Here is a 22,326-nt window from a genome sequence, read left to right on the forward strand (position 1 = left end):
ACCATCTCTTGTGCTTCGTCGCGAATGGTATCTGCCACATAGAACAATGCCAATACCGAGCTTTCGTCTGCCAAATATATCTTCCCCGCATAAGATAAATCTGGCTCTGGATGGGTCTGGCTCTCGATGCCCAAGCTCTTCAACCAGCGTTCACTTCCGGCATAGTATTTTTTTGCCCCAATATATCCGGATATTCCTTTTCCGACGCTTGCTGCAAAGTTTTTCACCGGCAGCAATTGGTGCTTTCCCGCCTTGGCGGCAGTTTTGAAGGCTTCTGCCAAAGGATGTTCGCTGGAGTTTTCCAAAGAATACACCAGGCTCATATTATCGCTATCGCTACCCATAACAGACTGCATCTTAATAAGTTCAGGTTTACCTTGAGTAAGCGTACCAGTCTTATCCAATAGAACGGTATTCACATCTTTCATGCGTTGCAAAGCTTCGCCACTGCGAATGAGGATGCCATTATTCGCCCCTATCCCAGAACCTACCATTAATGCCGTTGGAGTAGCCAAACCAAGTGCACAAGGACAGGCAATCACCAAAGTTGCAATTGTTGCCATTAAAGCAGCCGCAAGTCCCTGCGAGGGCAGAGAAAGCGGCAGTACAGATAGTATTGTGGCGGCAATGGTAGCCATAAAACCGGGGAATACTAACCACGCAACAAATACTGAAACTGCCAAAAGCAATATAACCGGAACAAATATCGCAGTTATCTTATCGGCAAGAAGTTGGATTGGAACCTTGGAATGCTGTGCTTCACTTACCATCCTTATTACTTGTGCCAAAAAGGTTTCGCTACCAATCTTGCTGGCTTTTGCTTTAAAATATCCCTCCAGATTGATCGTTGCACCCAAAACCATATCTCCCTGGCTGCGCATAACCGGCATAGATTCCCCAGTCGCCAAAGATTCGTCCAAAGCACTGCTACCTTCTGTTATAATTCCATCTGTTGGCACTTTTGATCCCGGTTTCACCACAAAGATATCCCCTTCTTTTATTCGATGGATTGGCACTTCCTTTTCTTGACCATCAACCATTAAAATTGCAGTTTTCGCCCCCAGTGAGATCAGTTTTCGGATTGCTTCCGATGCCTTTCCCCTTGCTCTACTTTCCAGATATCTTCCCGTAAGATGAAAAGAAAGGATCATTGCCGCGATACCGGCAAAATCGTGAGCAGATATACCTTTTACCACCAAAGATAGAGGACTTACCATCAAAGAGGAAATCGTGCCCAAAGCAATCAATACATCCATATTTGCTGCCCTACTTTTCACCGATTTGAATGCCGATACATACACGTGTCTCGCCGGGAATAGCATCGCCGACAGCGAGAGGGCAAACATAATCCATGCATCAGCTATATGATCAATTATCTCCCCACCGAAAAACATGTGAGGAATCATCAATAAAACTACAATTGCAGTAATTATCCAACTGATTGTCATGCGTTTGCGTGCTATATGCATCTTGCTTATCTGCTCATCTTCATCAATATGAAGACTATCTCGAATCTTAAAGCCAAGATCGGTAATGCTTTTAAGTATCCTTGCCTTATCCACTTTGTGCTCATCAAATTCTACCATTGCTTCTTCTAAGGCAAGATTCACATGTGCCGTGCTAACCCCCTTTAGCGCATTCAAACTTTTCTCTACATTGGCGCTACAGGAGGCACAATGCATACCATCAATTCCAATTTGTAATTGCATATTATATTACCTCATCTTATAAATAAATATCTATCTTTTATATATGATATTGATCCCCGCAGGTTAAAGCAAACGAATTTTTCCATGTGCTCTTGGGCTCTTTTATCCTTTTTCCAGTTACAGCTAAGTGCATTATTTTACAGATGCTGCACCCTACTTAGATTTCTGACAAAGGTCAAACACACCGCTTTGTCGCAGCAATAGCGATATTTCAAGCTGGCATCTTCTTGTTTGCACAGGAGTATCTCAACTTTAACCTTGGCTAATTTATGCTTCATGAGACCGGTGCCCATCCATATAAGGCAGAATTTTATGCACGAGATCTCGGTTTGGTGGGCTTTTTTTGACCGCACCTATGTCCATCCACCAACATTGTAGTATGGGAACCAACTCTATGCTCCGATTATTCAACGGACTTTTCATATAATAAGATAGATCTCGCAGATTGTCTCATTAGATATTTTAGCTCTTAGAATACACTGAAACATTATCGCATAAATTGCTGTTTAGCGGTGTTGATAAAGAGCGATAGTAATTGCATAAAGCTCTCTTTGGTTTATCTTATATACAAAAAAGCTACTTGAGGCAGATATGAAAAAAATTGCAGTAATTATAATCATCATGTTACTAAGCATGGGACTTTGGGCAGAAAGTAAATTCAGAATAGAAACAGAATTGGGCGCAGCTTTTACCGGTTACAACGACGTTCGTAGCCCCAACAAGGATAATAACAGTCCTCTTCTATCGTTCAAAGACGAATTGGAAACCAATCCGGGATTTAGTAGTAGATTGTTGTTACACTATCAACCACATCCACGTCACCGGATTTCACTTTTAGCGGCGCCACTAACCCTGAAGCCAAAGGGAATTTTGAAACAAGATATAATGTATGAAGGTGTGCTATTTAACGAGGGTGAATCCATCAATGCGGAATATCGGTTTGATTCCTACCGTTTGGGCTATCGTTACATCTTCCCCAAACGGCTGATAATATTAAAATCTGTGGGAGTAGCAGCTAAGATACGTGATGCCGAAATTCTTTTGGAAAGCACAAATAAGCGTTCCACAAAAACCAATACGGGCTTTGTGCCTTTGATAAATATGGATTTGGGGTATAAGGTTATGGAAGAGCTGGAATTGGTATTGGAAGCAGAAGGATTGGGCTCACCCTATGGCAGGGCAGAAGATGTTTATTTGGGCTTAGATTTCACCATCAACAACAAACTAAATATGCGGACTGGGTATCGACTTTTAGAAGGCGGTAGCGACAACGATGAAGTATATACCTTTGCCGCAATTCATTATGCAACGGTGGGATTTAGCATCAAGTTGTAGTTAGATAAGGAGATATAAATGGAAGCCTTCAGTTTCCACAACCCCACAAGAATTAATTTTGGTGAAAACCAGATTGGAAATTTGGGCAAGTTTATAAAACGCGATGGCATCACTAAGTGCCTGTTGATAGCAGGAGGCGGATCGCTAAAAAAGAATGGAGCATACAATCAGATAATCAACAGCATGAAAGCCGTAGATATAGAATTAGTTGAATGCTGGGGTGTGCGAGCAAATCCCACTTTAGATAAAGTAAATGAGATTCTACAAACCTTAAAACAATCTGAAGCTCAGGCAATTATTGCCGCCGGTGGAGGATCGGTAATAGATACGGCAAAAGCAGTGGCGGCGGGGTTTTATCTGGAAGATCCCTGGCAGGCTTTTATAAGTAATACACCTGTGCAACAAGCATTGCCAATATATACCGTGCTTACTTTTTCGGCAACCGGAAGCGAAATGAATGGAAATGCTGTAATCACCAATACCGCTACCAAAGAAAAGTTTGGCATGTTTTCGCCTGCGCTGTATCCACGCCTAAGTATTATCGATCCTACATTACAAAGCACACTTCCCTTCTATCAGACTGCTAATGGTGCTATGGATGCCACGGCGCATATATTGGAGTACTACTTTGCCGATGAACAAGCTTTGAGTACCTTAGCAATCAACGAAGCTCTGCTGCATACAATAGCAGAGATGACAGACCGGTTACAGCAAAATCCGGAAGATCATGTTGCTCGAGGTAATTTGGCGTGGAGTGCTACTCTGGCACTGAATGGTATTAGTGGAGTGGGTATGCACGGTGGGGATTGGGCTTGTCATGGTATTGAACACTCTTTCAGTGCCTTGCATCCAAATATTGCTCATGGAGCTGGATTGGGAGTTATTTTCCCTGCTTGGATAGAATATCTTAGCGAAAAAAATCCCACCCGCTTTTTACGCTGGGCAAAAAACGTTTGGAAAGAAGATAGCATTGCTTTGGCCGTAAAACGCTTTAGGGACAAATTACATAGTTGGGGAATGGCTACAACTCTAAGAGATTTGGGCATCAAACAAGATGACCTGAGTGTTCTTTTGAGTATGATTATGATTCAGCCGACCATCGGAGGAGTGTTCAAGCTAGAAAAAGAAGAGGTTCGTTCGCTATTGATGCTGGCTTTTTGAAGCAGTAGAAATCCCAATCCAAAGAAATTAAGACAATTAACAAAGGGCGATTACTTATGTAACCGCCCACAATCTTTTACAGAGTTTAGATAAGTCCATCTCTTTTAAGTAAGGCTTCCGGATCCAGAGGGCGTCCTCGGAAGGCTTCAAAAAGCTCTTGCGGATGGAATGCATTACCCCTACTAAGGATGTACTTGCGGAATTTTTGTGCTGTGTTTTGATCGAAAATACCGTTTTCGACAAACATGCTCCAAGCATCTGCCTCTAGAGCTTCTGCCCATTTATAGGAATAGTATCCCGCTGCATATCCACCGGCAAAAATATGGGCGAAAGCACAGCTAGTATTGGTTCCTTCCACTGGAGGTAATAAGGTAAAGCGTTCGGTATGCTCACGCTCAAATTCGTTTATATCGTTTATCTTTGTGGGATCTGTCAAGTGCCAATCAAAATCCAGATTTGCATAGCGTAATTGACCAACATTGGCATAGCCGGCATTGAAGTTCTTGGCGGCAATAACTTTATCTAAAAGCTCTATTGGTAAAGGCTCTCCGGTTTCATAATGACGAGCGAAGAGATTCAAAGCTTCTTTTTCCAATAACCAGTTTTCCATAATCTGACTTGGCAACTCCACAAAATCCCATAATACAGAAGTTCCCGAAAGAGATTTATAGTATCCATCTGCCAATAGCGAATGCAAGGCATGTCCAAATTCGTGGAAGATAGTACGAGCTTCATCCAAACGGAGGAGTGAAGGGCTCTTATCGGTAGAAGGAGTAAGGCTTCCCACAATCATTACTTGGGGTCTGCGCATGCCATCATGATGGAGTCCCTGCCCTTGTAAACTGCTTTTCCAGGCTCCGCCCCGCTTGGTTTCTCTGGGAAAGATATCTATATATAACAAGCCTAAATAGCTACCGTCTGCATCATGGGCTTCCCAAGTTGTTACATCTTCATGATACACTGGCACATCGTAAACCTGTTTCATGGTAATTCCATATATCTTTTGGGTAACAGTGAAGAGACCATCAATAACGTTTTCCACCTTAAACCAGGGTCGTAATTCTTCGGGATCGTAGGCAAAGAGTTTTTCTTTGAGTTTGTTGCTGTAATAACCCCAATCCCATCCCATCAATTCTTCAATGCCATCAAGCTCTTTGGCAAATTTGGCCACTTCATCTCGCTCTTTTTGAGCGGCAGGATACGCTACTTCGTAAATTTGATCTAAAAAACTGCGCGCATTATCAACACTTGCCGCCATGCGATCTTCCAATACGTAGTCGGCATGATTCTGATAGCCCAATATCTTTGCTCGCTCTTTGCGTAGAAGCAGGGTGCGCTTGATGTTTTCTTGGTTGTCAAAATCGTCACGGAATGCCCTTGAACTGTATGCCAAAGAGATTTTGCGGCGGATTTCTCGGTTTTTGCAATATGTCAATAGCGGCATCACGCTGGAAGGTTGCAAAGTAAAAAGCCATCCACCATCTTTGCCCTTCTTTTTGGCAGTATATTCTGCGGCATCCAAAGCACCTTGAGGCATCCCTTCCAAATCTTTAGGGTCTGTAATGTGCAGTTCAAAAGCGTTGGTGGCATTCAATACATTATCACTAAATTTGGGTGAAAGCTTAGAAAGCTCCATCGCTATTTCGGTAAAGCGCTTTTTATCGGCATCATTCAGTAAAGCACCGCCGCGAATAAAACTCTTATAGCTCCTCTCTATCAAGCGATAGCGTTCTGCTTTGCGCATTGTCTCTTTATCATCTATATCGCTTGGCAAATTTGGTTGGGATTTGCCTGCTACTTCCTGTTCATACACTGCCTTTACTCGTTCAAAGATCTTGGGATCGGTGGCTATTGAAGAGCTAAATTCTGCAAGCATGGGGGATATTTTCTGTGCCAAAGCCTTAAACTCGGCATTGGAATGAGCACCTAAGAGATTAAAATAAACCGTAGACGCATAATCTAACTCCACTCCGCTCATATCCATGGCAAGAATTGTGTTTTCGAAAGTAGGTTGTTCGGGATTGTTCTTGATTGCTTCAATATCTGCTTTGGCGATTCTTAACCCTTCTTCAAATGCGGGCATGAAGTGTTCGAGCTTTATCTCATCGAAAGGAATAGCCTTCAGACGATGATCGTTCTCTTTGCGTAGTAAGGGATTATCTTGCATTTCCGCTCCTTATCTTTTGTAATTTTTACTTTAATACAATCTTATAGAGTTCAGCTTTCTCGTCAATCCTTTTCCTTCGATGAGCTTTTCTTCATTCAAAGCTAAATTGCCATAGATTTCTCTTTACTAATGGCAGGGATTTAAAAAGATGGTTCAATATGAGATTACTGAAAAAATAGGAATAAGGATAGATATTAAAATGCAGAATGCAAAACCTCTAGATACCTTAAGAATCCGCCGACAAAAAGCTCTGTTAGGCGGAGGCGAAAAGCGCATCACCGAGCAGCATGAGAAGGGTAAGCTTACTGCCCGTGAGCGGATTAAGCTACTGGTGGATCCTGACAGCTTTGAAGAGTTTGACCTCTTCATGAAACATCAATGCACCAATTTCGAAATGGATAAAACTTCTTATGACGGGGATGGAGTTGTAACCGGGAGTGCAACTATCAACGGAAGAGTTGTTTATATCTTTGCCCAGGATTTCACAGTTTTTGGCGGATCTCTCTCCAAAACATACGCTGAGAAAATATGCAAGATCATGGATATGGCTCTCAAGAATGGGCGCCCACTCATTGGACTTAACGACTCTGGTGGAGCCCGCATTCAAGAAGGTGTTGATGCTCTTGCTGGATATGCCGAAATCTTTTGGCGCAATGTAATGGCAAGTGGCGTAATTCCCCAAATCTCTGCAATATTAGGTCCTTGTGCTGGGGGAGCTGTTTATTCTCCTGCCATAACAGACTTTGTAGTAATGGAGAAAAACAACAGCTATATGTTCGTAACCGGCCCCAAAGTAGTGAAAACAGTCCTAAACGAAACCGTGAGTATCGCCGATCTCGGCGGCGCCAAGATCCATTCCAGTAAAAGCGGTGTGGCGCATTTTATGACCAACAGTGAAGAAGAAACTCTATTGCTCATCAAAAAGCTGCTATCGTATTTGCCAAGCAACAATATGGAAGACCCACCTGTATTCCCAAGCCCCGATCCGGTTACACGTTCTTGCTCAGAGCTTGATGATGTTATTCCCGAGAATCCTAACAAACCCTACGACATTTTGGATGTTATATATCCTGTGATGGACGACGGAGAGTTTTTACCTGTAATGAGCAACTTCGCACAAAACATCATAGTAGGTTTTGGCAGATTGAATGGACACACAGTTGGATTGGTGGCAAATCAACCTAAAATACTAGCCGGAGTATTGGATATAGATGCATCCATCAAAGGTGCTCGATTTGTACGTTTTTGTGATGCCTTCAACATCCCTCTACTTGTTTTTGAGGACGTTCCCGGCTTCCTACCCGGCACTTCTCAAGAGCACAATGGCATCATCCGCAATGGAGCAAAACTGCTCTATTCCTTCGCCGAAGCAACGGTTCCCAAAATTACCGTGATTATACGCAAGGCGTATGGCGGTGCATATTGTGTGATGAACAGCCGACACATGAGGGCAGATTTGGTTTATGCCTGGCCTTCGGCGGAGATAGCGGTAATGGGTCCCAAAGGAGCAGTAGAAGTTATCTTCCGCAAGGAAGCAAAAGATAGCGAGAATCCCAAACAAGTGTTGAAAGATCGCGAGGAAGAGTATCGGGATGCATTTTCGAATCCCTACCGGGCGGCTGAACGTGGATATATTGATGATATTATTGAGCCTTCACAAACCCGTTTCCGACTTATTAGAGCACTGGAAATGCTGGCTAATAAAAAGGACAGCATTCCTCCACGCAAACACGGAAACATCCCCTTATAGGTGTTTAGAATGCAGAAAACATTGCTTTTAATTCTGAGCCTGATGCCATTATGGCTCTTTGCTCAAATCAATTCGCTATCTCAGGAACAAGCAGCAGCAGATTCGATTGCGCTGGTGCGTGAGCAGGAAATTGCCTCCGAATTTGGTTTTCGTGATAGCAACACGCTCCAAGACGTGGCGCAAAAGTTAAAGATAAGCAACATAAAAGACTGGAAACAAGCTCTTAACTTAGAATCGGAAAACCTGGCTTTGGATGCCATGACCCTACGCAAGTTAGGAATAACTCCATATCGAGCTTTTTTGGCCAAACAAAGTGTTTTATACGGATATAACGAGCGCAGCACTCTGTCTGAGGTTTCTGCAACCCTCAATATGCCCATCCAAAAGCTGAAATTGATGCTTGGTTACGATGATCCTCTTAATAAATATCCAGACCGTATGTCCTTGCAAGCTTTGGAGATAGATCTGGATACGATTCGTGACATCAGTATAGATTTTAACGACAACATAACCGGGTATGCCGGATCTGTTATGATGGTTGGTATGTTGGTTGTTTTTTCTGCTCTAATCCTCATAAGTTTGATTATTGGCCAATTGGTTCATATCAACAAAAAGAAAAAAAGCCCAAAAACCATCACACTCAACCCCGCAGGAAAAGTGAAAGCTGCCCCTAAAACGATTAGCAGTAATGTGATTGTTGCCGCCATCACTGCCCTCCATCTGCACAAAATGGACTTGGAGGAACGCCGCAAGATGGTGCTCACTTTCCGCCGCACTCCCACCAATCAGTGGAAAGCAAGTGCCGTGCTCGCCATGCCAAACCGTGAAATGAACTCGTTAAGGAGACCCCGATGAAAAGCTATAAATTATTAATTAACGGCGAGCGCTATGATGCCCGTATCGTGGAGTATAGCAGCACCCATGCCAAGATAAATATCAACGGTCATGACTATTTGGTTCAAATCGAAGAAGATCACAGCTCCGACGTACCCAAACTGGGAGGGCAGGAAAAAGCTGTACCTATGGCTCCAAGCTTTAGTAGCGATTTCGACTTGGGTTCAGGAGAAATGCGCGCTCCATTACCCGGCGTTATCGTTTCCATTCCCGTTAAAGAGGGAGACGAAGTTAAATGCGGTCAGACCATAGCCATTATTGAGGCCATGAAGATGGAATCGGAAATTGCTTCGCCCATTGATGCTAAGGTAAGCAAAATATCTGTAAAAGAACGCTCTTTGGTTCAAGAAGGAGACATTCTGATGATACTTGAAGGAGAGGAGGTAAAAACTGCTCCCTCTACCACTCGCAAACACAATAAACCGCAAAATACGGCAAACTTCCAACCGGTTGTAGCTCCTCAACCTAACTTAGATGATCTAGTTCTAAGTGCCCCAATTCCAGGAACAATAATAGACGTTAAGGTAAGCCTCGGTCAAAGCGTAAATGAGGGTGATGTAGCTCTTGTATTAGAAGCCATGAAGATGGAATCCGATATCCATTTCTTGCGCAGCGGCAAGGTTAGCAAAATCCATATTAACAGAGGCGATAACGTACAAGAAGGCGATCCTCTGATAGAATTGGAAGGATAAGTCATGCAAGAATTGATGCAATTTATTCAAACTACAGGTTTCCTAAACGTAGAGTTGGGCAATATTGTTATGATTGCCGCCGGCTTACTATTTGTCTATTTGGGAATTAGCAAAGAATTTGAACCCCTGCTTCTAGTACCAATCGGATTTGGCATGATCGTTGGCAATATCCCCGGAGTTTCAGCTCAGGGATTGGGAGTTGAAAGTGAAGGCTCCGTACTATCATATCTCTATTTTGGGGTTAGCAAAGGCATCTATCCTTCATTAATCTTTTTGGGTGTGGGAGCTATGACCGATTTCACTGCTCTGATCGCAAATCCCCGCTTAATCCTTTTGGGCGCCGCTGCTCAATTTGGAATTTTTGCCACTTTCATGGGGTCAATCTTACTGGGATTCACTATTCTTGAAGCAGCTTCAATTGGTATAATTGGTGGAGCAGACGGCCCCACATCCATTTTCCTTGCTTCCAAAATGGCACCCCATCTTTTGGGCTCAATTGCCCTCGCAGCTTATTCATATATGGCTTTAGTGCCGGTTATTCAACCGCCCATAATGAGACTGCTAACAACCAAGAAGGAACGTGTTATCCGCATGAAGGCATTACGTGTGGTAACAAAGAAAGAAAAGATCTTTTTCCCTATCGTGGCTTTTATCGTAACCTCATTTATTGCCCCGGGATCTGTTGTATTACTGGCTATGCTGTTTTTGGGCAATCTTCTTAAAGAATGCGGAGTAACAGATCGCCTTGCCATAAGTGCCAGATCCGTTCTGATTGATGTTGTAACTGTTTTGATTGGGCTTACCGTTGGCGCAAAAACCACTGCTGCAGTATTCTTAACGCCAAATACCATCAAAATATTCATTTTGGGAGCCGCCAGTTTTTGCGTAGCAACTGCCGCCGGAATAATCTTTGCCAAAGTTATCAATCTTATCTCAAAAAACAAGATCAATCCTCTGATAGGCGCAGCAGGAGTTTCAGCCGTTCCCGCATCTGCCCGCGTTGCTCAAATGATTGGACAGCAATACGATAAAGCAAATTATCTGCTTATGCATGCTATGGCACCAAACGTGGCAGGCGTAGTGGGTTCTGCCGTAGCAGCCGGCGTGTTGCTTGGCATCTTTGGCTCATAAGCATACTTCTATACTTAGCCCCCTTATTATAGGGGGGTTTTTTTTCTCTCTACTATTCTGCCTCATCGGTTTATACTATTCTTACCGATGGTTTCAGCCAAGATTCTCCTGCAAATACAAGATAATAGCAGCCTTAAGCTTAGTTAATTGTACTCTTAAAAAATAGGGAAGGGTTTAGGATACTGGGGGTAGAGAAAGTTGACATAGCCTGAGACTCAGATAGGCAAAATCCATATTGGGGCTTCATTAAGCCATCTTGATACTTTGAATATAAAGGAGCTTATGGTTTTGCAAAGAAGATGTTTTCAGCTCAGGAGAAACTGGATATAATAAGCGGCTCCTGTTTTAATCTATCCACGAATATAAATATCATAATTCCGGGCTACAATCACCCGTAAATGGCATTTTAAGCTCTATCGATGTGTAATAATTACTCCATTAATAGTAGTTTACTGACTATTCAACAATCAAGTTTTAGATGGATTGCCGGCTTTCAAAGCAGATTATTGTGCTAATCTATTCGCTAATGGAATTTTCAAAACGGTCTAAAAGAATACGTCCGCAGTTTTCACAATAGACAATCTTGTTCCTCAATTGTAGCTCAATGCGCATCTGTTGACGAATCACAAATCCACATCCACCACAAGATCCATCCCGGTTATACACAACGGCAAGATTATCCTTATGCTTAATGAGATTGCCATAGCGTTTGATTAGGGGTGTGGGCAAAGTTACTGCCAGCTTATTGCGCTCAGTGCGGGTATCTTCAATTTGCTGTTCCAAAGAGTCAATTTGAGCCTTCAGATCACCTTCTTTAGAGCGCTTATTAGCTTCTGCCTCTTGTAGTGCTTTCTTATATTTTTCAATGGTAGTTTTAATTTCGGTTTCACTATCCATAAGCTGTAAAAGCTGATTCTCAATCTCCGATATTTTGTCTTTCAAATATGCGATTTCGCTGTTTAATGCTTTGTATTCTTTGTTGGTTTTAATTTCAGATAGCTGTCCTGAGTATTTTCGAATTTGATCTTGATGGGTTTTAATCTCACTTTCCAAAGCCCTTTGTTTTTTGTTGAGTTCTGCTTTTTCGGTTTCTCCAGCCAAAAGGTCTGCAGTTGCCTGCTCCACTCGCTCATTGATCTCGGAAAGCTGTTTGGGCAATTCCTGTTGCAAAAAACGATATCTGCCAATTTTGTTGTCCAGAAGTTGCATTTGCTCCAGGGTTCGTAGTTGTGATTCCATATATTTACTCCTTAAATAACAAGCTAATATCCAGCGACTTATAAGAATGAGTGAGTGAGCCACTGGAGATGAAGTGTACGCCAGTTTTGGCATATTGCATGATGTTATCTTCGTTCACACCACCGGAGACTTCTAACTCTACCTTTTTACCATAGCGTTTTACTGCGGTTTTGATATCTTTGATACTCATGTTATCCAACATAACTCGATCCACTTTTGCAGTAACGGATTCCTCCAGCTCAGCAAGGTTTGTAACCTCAACTTCCACTTTGTAACTGGCATTTTGGGCATTGATCTTTGTCACCGCTTTCGTGATGCCCCCCGCGGCACGGATGTGGTTTTCTTTGAGCATAATCATGTCAAAAAGCCCATGACGATGGTTTAAGCCTCCACCCACTCTTACTGCATACTTTTCTAAGCTGCGTAGCAGGGGCGTGGTTTTACGCGTATCCAACAGTTTGGTATTGGTGCCAGACATAGCAATCACCATTCTTCTGGTTTGCGAAGCGATACCAGATAAACGTTGAAGGAAGTTAAGGGCAGTACGTTCAGCTTGAAGAATGCTGCTTGGCTTTCCTTCAATGCGCATGATTTCATCTTTGGGGTGTACGTCGTCTCCATCCTTGCGATACAAAGTTATCTTCAGTTCAGGATCAACTGCTTTGAATACTTGAATGGCAATTCCAGTTCCCGCTAAAACACCCTCCGCTTTGGCAATCATGTATGCGGTATTGATTACGGGATCCAAATCCAGATAGCGAGTGGTAATATCTCCAGAACCAAGGTCTTCTTCTAAACTTTTGCGAATTATCTCATCCAAAAGCATCTATCCTCCGAGGCAAAAAAAAAGCACTTGCGTATGCAAATGCTTAATCTCTATGTTTAAGTTATTTTGACTTCTTGCTATCTTCATTCGTTCACACATGTATATTATAAAACCTCTCTAAGGTGTCATGTTTCTAATGCTTTTAATCCTGTCAAGAATAAAATGTTCATGCCTAATAAAAAAACCGCGAAACTCTCTTCGCGGTTTTTTGAGACCCAATAATCTGTTTAGGTCATCATTATAGATATATGCATATCTAACTATTTCATTCTGTTTAAGATGCTTGCCACATATCTGCCTTGCGCATAGGCCCCATCAAGCTCAAATTTGTTTGGCAATTTACTTCCATCTGGACCGGCAACAACGCTCGCTCCATAGGGGGAGCCTCCGCTAATCTCTTCCATTGTTGATTGTCCTTCAAAGCTATATGGCAAGCCCGCTATCAGCATTCCATGATGTAAAAGCACAGTATGAAAATTTAAGATTGTAGCCTCTTGTCCGCCGTGCTGAGTTCCGGTAGAACTGAATACACTACCTACTTTGCCTATCAAGGCTCCTTTTGCCCATAAACCTCCCGTTGCATCCAAAAATGCTTTCATCTGGGAAGGCATCATGCCAAAGCGGGTTGGAACTCCAAAAATGATGCCATCGTATTCTGCAAGTTCCATAGGATCTGCCACGGGAATGTGTGCAAATGCTTTTTGCGCATCTTTAGCGCCAATTTTGCTTAACACATCGTCGCTTAATGTTTCCGGCACTCTTTTAAGAGTCACTTGAATGTTATCTATGCTTTCGGCACCTTTTTTTACGGCTTCAGCCATTTGGTAGATGTGCCCATAAGTCGAGTAAAACAGTATTAGTATTTTCATTTTTGATCTCCAAATCAATAGACTTTTAGTATATAATAACCGCTAATGCCCATATTGCAAGTAGGATATTGCGCAATCAGTTTGCGGCAAGCTCTTCAATGGTGCTTATCAGATCTTCAATGTGCTCTTCCAAAGTATTGAATGAACACATCAGCCGCACTTCATTTTTAGTTTCGTCCCAAGTGTAGAACATATATTTTTCTTGTAGAGGGTCGATCCAACTCTTGGGCATTGTGGCAAACACAGAGTTCACATATACTTTTTGGGTGATTTTTATCTGTTTGAATTGTGCCAGGCGTTTTGCCAGTAATTGCGCCATTGCATTGGCATGAATAGCGTTTTTTAGCCACAGGTCTTTATCCAGATACGCCTCATATTGTGCCGAAATAAAGCGCATTTTAGAAAAAAGCTGATTGCACTGTTTACGATAGAACCGCATATTAGCACTCAATTCTGGTTTAAAGCTAATAATCGCTTCTCCGAAGAGCAAGCCATTTTTGGTACCGCCAAAGCTGATGATGTCTACTCCGGCGTCTTTGGTCATGGTACTCAATTCTACATCCAAGGCAGCGGCTGCATTAGCCAATCTAGCCCCGTCGATATGCAAGAGCATATTATGAGAGTGGGCAAAATCTGCCAGTGTCCGGATTTCATCAACGCTATAGAGTGTGCCATATTCTGTACTCTGGGAGATGGAGATTATCTTAAACTGGGAATGGTGTTGATCCCGATTTCCCTTCAGTTTTGGGGCAATAAGCTTGGGAGTAAGTTTGCCATCTGTTGTTTGAATGGGGCTCAATCGCGCCTGTGTGCATTTTTGCACGGCACCGCATTCATCCACGTTGATATGTGCGCTTTCGGCGCAGATAATAGCATTAAATGAATTGATAAGAGATTGCAGGGCAAGTACATTCGCTCCTGTACCGGTCATCACGAACCAAGCTTCGCATTCACCGCCAAATAGTGCTTCCAAGCCGTGTAACACGTCTTGTGTAAGCGGATCATCGCCATAAGCAGGGCAAAATCCTGTATTAACTTTCTGCAGGGCAGAGAATACGGTGTAGTGTATGCCGCTGTGATTGTCGCTGCCAAAACTAATAGGAAACATTATTATACTCCAAAGGTTTTCATTGTTTGCAGAATAAAATTACCTGTCTTTATGTCAAGAGCGATTCATCTTGGATACAAAAAAGGGGCTAAGTCCACAAGGAATAGCCCCATTATTTTTTAAAAAGCTTAGAAATTCACGCCTAGTGTACGATCTAGCAGATACAGGCGCCAGGGATTACTGGTAGAGGGAACTTGTTGTACATCTTTGATGGTGAAAATAAACTCGTACTGGGCAATAAGACCATCCACAGTAAAGGGCACAATCAGGCTTACAGTTTTGTTTTTGTATCGTTCTGCTTCACTAAAATCTATGGGAAATAGTGGGCGTTTTGTCCACACTCCGGTAGTAGATTGATAAACGTGGTCTTTCGAAAACAGACTTTCGCTGATGTTTCCCCGTCGTGCAACCACTGTGGGAGTTTGAGGGTTGTTCCGATCGGCATACTTTGTAGTGGACGACAATACTCCCCTTCCAATTTTATCAACATCCATATACACGGCTTCATCCCAATCTATGGTTAAAGTCTTTTCGCTTTTGTTGTAAAGAGTTAAATCCCATCCACTTTCGGAAGCACTCCATAAACTGCGAAATAGATCATCTTCATAAACATAGCGCACCTGATCCAAAGTATCGGCGACAGGTGCCTGGTAACGTTGGTTGATATCGCTTGCCTTGCGAACCCTAGTAAGTGCTATATCGTATTTCACGATCATTTGCTCGGATGCACTAGTGCCAGAACAGGCAAACATACCCAGCAGAATTGCAGCTAAAAGAATAGATATTATGGATTTTCTCATTTCATCTCCTTGATATACGTCTTTGTTTTCAATTTGCTACTTAATGGTTTTGTTGTCAACCAAAATCTACCAATTATGCTCTCGGTATATGGCTTAAGACAAGCAAGAGAATTATATATCTGCCTTATGAGGACATATTGTGAATTGATCCTTTACAGAGCGCATCTTCTTTGGCTATACCTTATCCTATTGGTTAAGCTATCCCTAGCTATGATTCAGGCAGAAATTATCTTGTACTTACTACGGTATCGCAGGATGAACTATACATAATCTATGCTTAATGCAATGGAATTGGATAATGTAAGATAGCATATTGGGAAAGACGATTACTTAGTAGAGGTATAGGGCAAGAAATTGGGTTTATGTCTAAGAATTCTAGTGAGTTCGAAAAGATCAGAACATCGCATTTACCAAATCATCAAGTTTTACATTGCTGAAATACTCATGATATGAATTTCGTTCAAAGACCTCTTTAACAGCGGCATGATCATGGATTACCCCGCTGAAGCAGCATTCCAGATCGTGGATATCCTCTGAGCAGAAGAAGTCGCCGAAAATTCTGAGACTTGTAATAATTCCGTTTGATACATCCAAATAGAATTCGATAGTGCCAATGGCTGTACGGATGGCATTTGCCAAGTTGTATTGAGGACTTTTACCGAAGTTCCAATCCCATGTACCATATTTACTATCCACGAGGTTTTGTGCTGCTTGCCGATCTTCAATGCTAAGAGAGTAATCTTGAGCATCGGGATACAAACTATGTACCTTATGACGTACCAGATCGATAAACTCGCCAAGTTTCATGGGTTTGTGCATATGGTCGATAACGTTTGTAACTCTTGCCCGCACAGACTTTACGGCTTTATCAGAGAATTTAACGGGATTCACTTTAAGGGCTTGGACTAAGGATTCCACATGAGAGTTGAATAGAATAGTACCATGTTGCAATGTGGTACCGTTCTGCACCAGTTTGGCGTTGCCAGAAAACTTCATCCCTTTTATAGTAAGGTCGTTTCTTCCTTCCAAGATAGCGGGAACACCGAGATCGTTAAGAACCTCTAATACTGGGGCTGTAAAACGAGCAAAATTGGCGGTATCATCTTTAATGTTTCTCATAATGAAACTAAAGTTCAAGTTTCCCAGATCGTGAAAAACTGTGCCCCCGCCGGTGAGCCGTCTAACCACTGGAATTTCGTGTTGTTGCACCCATTGGTAATTAATTTCTGCGAGTGTGTTTTGGAATCTGCCTACTATTATACAAGGTTCATTTATATATAGCAAAAAGCAGTCTTTGGAGAAATTGTATAGGAGGTATTCCTCTAAGGCGATGTTGAATGGGGCATAGTTTGAAGGGCTAATGATACTAAGCATAAATAATCCTCAGGGACTAGCTTGTAAAAAGTTAAAGAAAGTAGATGGACCACGCCAGACTAATATGAGTATGAGGCATGATCCTCATCGCTTTCGTTTGAGCTTATATAGTTTTAGCAGCAGAATGGTCACAATGCTAAACAGGGCGATAATTTCTTTTGTGGCAAGAATGGGGTAGAATTTAACCTTATCTTTGTTCAAGATGTAGATGCCAACGGGATCGGTTTTTACGCTTCCACCGCCACCGCCACCAAAATTTGATTGTTTGTTTTCCGATGCTTCGTCCTGTTGCTTTTGTTTCTTAGCATTAGGACTCTTGCCGCCACCGCCGCCAAAAGCAAACGAAACACGAGCAACTGGGATAATGGATAATTCTCCCACTTTGGAGGGACTGCCAATGGCAAGATTGGCACCGGCTCCGCTGTGGATAGCACTTTTAATCTGGGTAATTATGTGGTTGAAATTCATAACATACTCCTTTCTTTATGTGCTCTTGAGACATTTGGTATCCACATGACATCCTGTCAAGTAAAAAGCCCCGAAATTTACTTCGGGGCTATTATATTTGGCCTATATGGTTCTATTCCATCAGCAGCATTTTGCGAGTATTGATATAGCTTCCAGTGCGCATACGATAGAAATAAACGCCACTAGATAAGCGGTTGCCTCTAAAGTCTTTGGCATCGAATACTATGCGATATCTTCCCGCTGCCTGATTCTCATTCACTAAAGTACGCACAAGCTGTCCCTTGAGGTTAAAGATGTCCAGTTGAACCGGAGCAGCTTCTTTAAGGTCGTAGCTGATTGTAGTTTCAGGATTGAATGGGTTGGGATAGTTGCCGTTTAAGGCGGTCACTGTTACGGGCACCATCTCGTCATTATTTGAAGTATGAACAAGCTGGAAATTCCGGGTTGTGTTCTGATTTGCTATAACTGGGATATTGTCGTAACTAAGCGGATGATAGTCAGTTGCAGTGGCAGTTAAAGTATAGCTGCCTGCTGATAAACTGAGTATGTAATAGCCGCTACTGTTGGTAGTGGTGGATTGACCTGTGCCTGCGCTAACCGTAGCACCAGCAAGAGGAGCGTTATCTGCACCACGGACAAATCCCACAATATTACCCATTTGAGCGTCTTTGATAATGGAATTTGAGAAAGCAGCACTGGACATCACGTCCGATGTATATACAGATTTTACTGCCCATCTGTATGTTCCGTTTTCTAGCTCGTTCCAGTTATCGTCTGTATAAGAGGTATTGCTGGTAGCTTCATCATTAAGGGCAATCCAGGTTTCTTCACTTTGTTCCTGTCCGGTTAGGAGACGCCAAATTTTGTAGCCAACTAAAGCTCTGCTTTCTGTGCGCATATTAGCTTCACTATGCAGAATCGGTGTACTACATTCTGGCTTGATTTCTGCCGATTTCGTTTTACCCGTATCCGATACTATATCCAAATTGGTAATCTGTTTTGCTTCCATGTAGTTACCAATGTAGATATTGTCTATGTACCAGTTTTTCCACAAACCAAGCTCATCCGGCGGATCGTCGGCATGGAAGGCAAGCTTGATGTGCTGTCCATTAAAGCTAACCAGATCAATGTGAATCGGAGTGGTATAGTAGTTATTTGCAGCAGTTTGGGCAGCGCCATCCCAAAGCTCAGTCCAAGTAACTCCACCATCTATGGAAGCTTTCACATAATAGTGGTCGCCATTAGGTGAACCCATTTCAAGATATGTGTCAAAGCTTAGATAGGCATCCGGAGGACAGTTGAAGCTATTGGTGATCAGCCACTCATCCTGGTGTTCCATAATCCAGCAGAGACCAGCTTGATAAGTGCCATCGGTTGGAACAGCCGGAATTCCATCATTGATTGTTCCTAATCTTCCCCAAGTAGGCCGTACTCCATGAGAATTGGCGGGACTGTTATTAGTAATTAGCTGAGACCAACCACTGGGCGGGAAGGTTGCATCTTCGAAGCTTTGAGTTATCTCGATTGCATTCGGATCTGGAGCACTCCACTCAATATCGATGCCATCAAAACTATCATTAAGAGAAGCGGTTACTTCGGTGGGAGCATAGGCAATTTCTGCCAAAACGATATCTCCCATGCTGTAATCTGTATCTCCTACTTCAATGCTTCCGGAGGTGCTAACATACCCTGCTGCAGCAATCTGGTATTCATAGGTGAAGTTTGCATATACTTCCGCTTCAGATTGGAAAACTCCGCTTGCATTTGTAGTAAATGCATAGTCCGCATATCCCTCAAGTTGTATGTTTGCGCCGGCTATTCCTACTCCTGTATCGCTGGCAAGAACAGTTCCCGAAACTATAACCTTGGGCATTGGTTGCATGGTTACATCCAGCACTTCAGTTTCGTCTTCTTCCAAAACGATGTTTATGTCCTGATCGATATAACCATATCTGCTAAAGCTCACAACATAATCGCCAGGAAGGATGTTGGCAATGTAGAACTGACCGTTTTCATCCGTAACAGCACGGCTATTACGTCCATTGATTAGAACTTGAACTCCTGGTAAAGGAGCTGCATTTTCATCGATAACTGTGCCGGTTACATGGCCTACGCCGCCGGGAATGATGCTGAAGGTTGTTTTGGGGAAATTCCCGCTCAGAGTTCCATCAGAAGGATTGGCAGGATCTAATTCTACGTAATCATTTTGAATGTTACGGCTGCGATCTGTTCCCACAGTTTGGATTTTAAAGTACTTACCTGAGACCCAGCCCGTATCCATCGGTCGCTGCACTAACATCACCAGATTCCCGCCGTCCAGGTGCATATAAGGCTCGGGGAAAGTGTATGAGACAATGCTTTCTCCGGCAGGATAGCTTACATTGCCATCAAAAACTAGGGTGAGATCTGTGGAAGGAATCCACCCCGCAGAAAGATTCGTCAATGCGGTGGAACCCAACCATATTTTCACTGGTTTGTCCATCAATTCGGTGTTGAAGTTAGTATAGAATTTAATACCGGTTATCATGCCGATGAAGTTATTCATCTCTTCGGCGGTATAGATAGTCTCAAACAACGAATTATTGTAATAGAAGTTTATTGGGTAATATCCTTCTTCTTCCCCAGTGCCAATCGTGAGCTCGTTCACCCCATAACCGTTTAGTTGGATAGTATGTACTGTGCGGTTTTCATTTCTGGTAGAACGGCTATCAATGCTACTCTTTGCAGGAGTTACCTGCTGATTTAGGCTGAATACATGCCGCGTTGCCAGATTATCGGTTATAATTATCTCGGCATTTGTTTCGCCCATGGCATTGGGCGTGAAGGTAACTGTAAAGTTTAGCTCTTGTTCACTACCCAAAGAAGCAGGCAAACCGGGCAAATTGCCAAGAGCAAATGTTGTACTTCCGGAGATGCTAATATCTGTAATTTCCAGTAATCCACCACCCGCATTAGCGATAGAGAATTCTTTATTAGCTGATCCTCCCAAGTTTACATCGCCAAAGTTCCATGAGTTTGGACTAATGCTTATTTCTGGAGTACCAACCATTTCAAAATCCTGAACCGTCTGCTGATCCAGAGCGATGGTAACGGTATGGCTTACTGGAGTAAATCCATGTTTTGTTGCGGTAACGGTTTGGGTTCCTACCGGCACATGAGGCAAGGTATAAACACCATTTGCCCCGCTTGTAGTAGAAAATACAGTATCTTCTACCTGAATGTGAACGTTTGCCAGCGGAACACCATTCTCAGTTACCGTGCCGCTAAGGCTACCCATATCATCTACCAAAAGGAAGAAGCGTATATTGCTGCGATTGGAATATAAAGTACCGGTTGTAGCAGCATCTGCGGGAGAGCTATCGCTCTGGTAACGCAATGCACTGCTAAAGTCCGTTGGGGTATAATATACCAAAGCATTCTGAGTATAGGTACCTGGAATAAGATCTGTTAGTATATCTACTATCAGGTTATCTCCACCATTCCAGAAGAAAGGAGTGCTAAAGGTGTGAACATTCCATTCGTTGGTGGGCAAGAATTCTTCTGCATGGAATACCTGAGTACATTCGCCTTCTTCAAAAGTAGTAGTTAACTCTTCCTGACTGGTATGCTTAACCCTAATTCTGTAGTTAGGCATTGGAGAACATCCAGCTACATCGGCAACGTTGAATGCCAGGGCATTAATAAGCCCAGGTACACCACCGGCAGCATATATTTCATCTGCAGTATAGAGGTATTGCTGACGGAAGTTTTTATAAAAAGTTCCATAGGGAGTTGGAACACCAGTATTAGTATTTGTATCTGTTCCCGTACCAATTTCTGCAACCGATAAGCCTGCTTCCATCACATTGACGGTAAGTATATTGGTTTCATCGTTTTCTGGGTTTTCGTCTCCATCCATCACAACCTTACCATAGAGATGGGTTTCGCCTACTACCGAAGGAGTCCAAGGCAAGGTAAACGATAAGGTTTGATGCTGTTCTATGAGAGTACCGGGCACGCTGGCAAGTTCAATTCCGCCTTCTTGCATCAGTTTCACAGTGTATTCGTCTACATTATTTGGGCTATAGTTTTTTACTGTTACCGTATACTCTGTTTCAGAGTTTACACTGGGGGTAGATGGGCCGGTAATGGTAAGAGCATTCATATCAATAATATCTAAAGCCATCATAACAAGGCGCATATTAGACCGAGATGTTGAGATAGTACCGCTTGTTGCATCTATGGCGGGAGAACTGTCACTCTGAGCTCGCAGAGAGCTGTTAAATCCGGTAGTAGTATAATATACGGAGGCATTCTGAGTATACGAACCAGGAATTAGATCGGTTACAACTTCGATAATCAGGTTTGAAGCTCCATCCCAAACAAAAGCGTTTGAAAAGGTATGTGTATTCCATCCCAATACAGGCATATATTCCGCCGCTTGGAACACCTCAGTGTATTCACCTACTTCAAAAGTAGTACTTAATTCGGTTTGCTCGGTAGATTTGAGGCGAATACGATAGTTTGGCATCGGAGAGCAGGTATTCAAACTTTCCACATTAAATCCAATGGCATTTATGGGACCAGCTCCACCACCTGCATCATTTAGCTCACTGGCTAGCACCAGATATTGCTGACGGAAGTTTTTATAGAAGGTTCCATAAGGAGTTGGAATACTAGTAGTTGAGTTTGTATTAGTTCCTTCCCCAATTTCCACCGTAAATAAATCGGCTGAAGAAACAAATATGTTCAAACTGGGACTAACATCGTTAGCTGGGTTTACATCTCCAGCCAACAGTACTTTACCGTAGATGCCGGATAATC

General features: G+C 42.8%; 16 protein-coding genes. 6 read left to right on the plus strand and 10 right to left on the minus strand.

Annotated features, from left to right (window positions below):
- Nucleotides 1-1,709, minus strand: a 1,709-nt coding sequence (locus tag LHW48_04835; GenBank protein MCB5259787.1) for a heavy metal translocating P-type ATPase, incomplete at its 3' end; no start/stop codon positions are given.
- Nucleotides 1,710-2,300: 591 nt separating this feature from the next.
- On the opposite strand from LHW48_04835, the gene LHW48_04840 reads away from it, so the two are divergent.
- On the plus strand, nt 2,301-3,044 hold the full coding sequence (locus LHW48_04840) for a hypothetical protein (protein MCB5259788.1): 744 nt from the start codon (nt 2,301-2,303) through the stop codon (nt 3,042-3,044).
- Between the two features lie 18 nt (nt 3,045-3,062).
- Nucleotides 3,063-4,205 (plus strand): iron-containing alcohol dehydrogenase, encoded by a 1,143-nt coding sequence (locus tag LHW48_04845; protein ID MCB5259789.1) that lies wholly within the window; start codon nt 3,063-3,065, stop codon nt 4,203-4,205.
- An 85-nt stretch (nt 4,206-4,290) separates the two neighbouring features.
- Here LHW48_04845 and LHW48_04850 read toward each other — a convergent pair whose 3' ends face one another.
- Nucleotides 4,291-6,372, minus strand: a complete 2,082-nt coding sequence (locus LHW48_04850) for a M3 family metallopeptidase (protein MCB5259790.1) — start codon at nt 6,370-6,372, stop codon at nt 4,291-4,293.
- Nucleotides 6,373-6,571: 199 nt separating this feature from the next.
- On the opposite strand from LHW48_04850, the gene LHW48_04855 reads away from it, so the two are divergent.
- The 4 genes from LHW48_04855 to LHW48_04870 are packed head-to-tail and all read left to right on the plus strand — an operon-like array spanning nt 6,572 to nt 10,839.
- A complete protein-coding gene (locus tag LHW48_04855) occupies nt 6,572-8,122 on the plus strand; it encodes an acyl-CoA carboxylase subunit beta (protein ID MCB5259791.1) in 1,551 nt (516 codons plus the stop codon).
- A gap of 9 nt (nt 8,123-8,131) precedes the next feature.
- On the plus strand, nt 8,132-8,977 hold the full coding sequence (locus LHW48_04860; GenBank protein MCB5259792.1) for an OadG family protein: 846 nt from the start codon (nt 8,132-8,134) through the stop codon (nt 8,975-8,977).
- Complete coding sequence (locus LHW48_04865) at nt 8,974-9,708, plus strand: biotin/lipoyl-binding protein (protein MCB5259793.1); 735 nt, start codon at nt 8,974-8,976, stop codon at nt 9,706-9,708. The genes LHW48_04860 and LHW48_04865 overlap by 4 nt, the downstream gene beginning before the upstream one ends.
- Before the next feature lie 3 nt (nt 9,709-9,711).
- A complete protein-coding gene (locus LHW48_04870) occupies nt 9,712-10,839 on the plus strand; it encodes a sodium ion-translocating decarboxylase subunit beta (protein ID MCB5259794.1) in 1,128 nt (375 codons plus the stop codon).
- A 516-nt stretch (nt 10,840-11,355) separates the two neighbouring features.
- On the opposite strand, the gene LHW48_04875 is transcribed toward LHW48_04870, so the two are convergent.
- The 8 genes from LHW48_04875 to LHW48_04910 all read right to left on the minus strand — a co-directional run.
- Nucleotides 11,356-12,078 (minus strand): C4-type zinc ribbon domain-containing protein, encoded by a 723-nt coding sequence (locus LHW48_04875; protein MCB5259795.1) that lies wholly within the window; start codon nt 12,076-12,078, stop codon nt 11,356-11,358.
- 4 nt (nt 12,079-12,082) lie between these two features.
- Nucleotides 12,083-12,904 carry a carboxylating nicotinate-nucleotide diphosphorylase gene (gene nadC / locus LHW48_04880; protein ID MCB5259796.1) on the minus strand — a complete coding sequence of 274 codons (822 nt, stop codon included), beginning with the start codon at nt 12,902-12,904 and terminating at the stop codon, nt 12,083-12,085.
- A gap of 260 nt (nt 12,905-13,164) precedes the next feature.
- Entirely contained in the window at nt 13,165-13,773 is a 609-nt protein-coding gene (wrbA, locus tag LHW48_04885) for an NAD(P)H:quinone oxidoreductase (protein ID MCB5259797.1), read from the minus strand.
- Between the two features lie 76 nt (nt 13,774-13,849).
- Entirely contained in the window at nt 13,850-14,881 is a 1,032-nt protein-coding gene (locus LHW48_04890) for an aminotransferase class V-fold PLP-dependent enzyme (GenBank protein MCB5259798.1), read from the minus strand.
- Nucleotides 14,882-15,009: 128 nt separating this feature from the next.
- Nucleotides 15,010-15,681, minus strand: coding sequence for a hypothetical protein (locus tag LHW48_04895; GenBank protein ID MCB5259799.1), 672 nt, complete (start codon nt 15,679-15,681; stop codon nt 15,010-15,012).
- Between the two features lie 393 nt (nt 15,682-16,074).
- Nucleotides 16,075-17,055, minus strand: coding sequence for a lipoate--protein ligase (locus LHW48_04900; GenBank protein MCB5259800.1), 981 nt, complete (start codon nt 17,053-17,055; stop codon nt 16,075-16,077).
- Between the two features lie 84 nt (nt 17,056-17,139).
- On the minus strand, nt 17,140-17,523 hold the full coding sequence (locus tag LHW48_04905; protein MCB5259801.1) for a hypothetical protein: 384 nt from the start codon (nt 17,521-17,523) through the stop codon (nt 17,140-17,142).
- A gap of 112 nt (nt 17,524-17,635) precedes the next feature.
- The coding region (locus tag LHW48_04910; protein MCB5259802.1) for a carboxypeptidase regulatory-like domain-containing protein at nt 17,636-22,326 on the minus strand (4,691 nt) is incomplete at its 5' end.

The organism is Candidatus Cloacimonadota bacterium, assembly GCA_020532355.1.
GTDB lineage: Bacteria > Cloacimonadota > Cloacimonadia > Cloacimonadales > Cloacimonadaceae > UBA5456.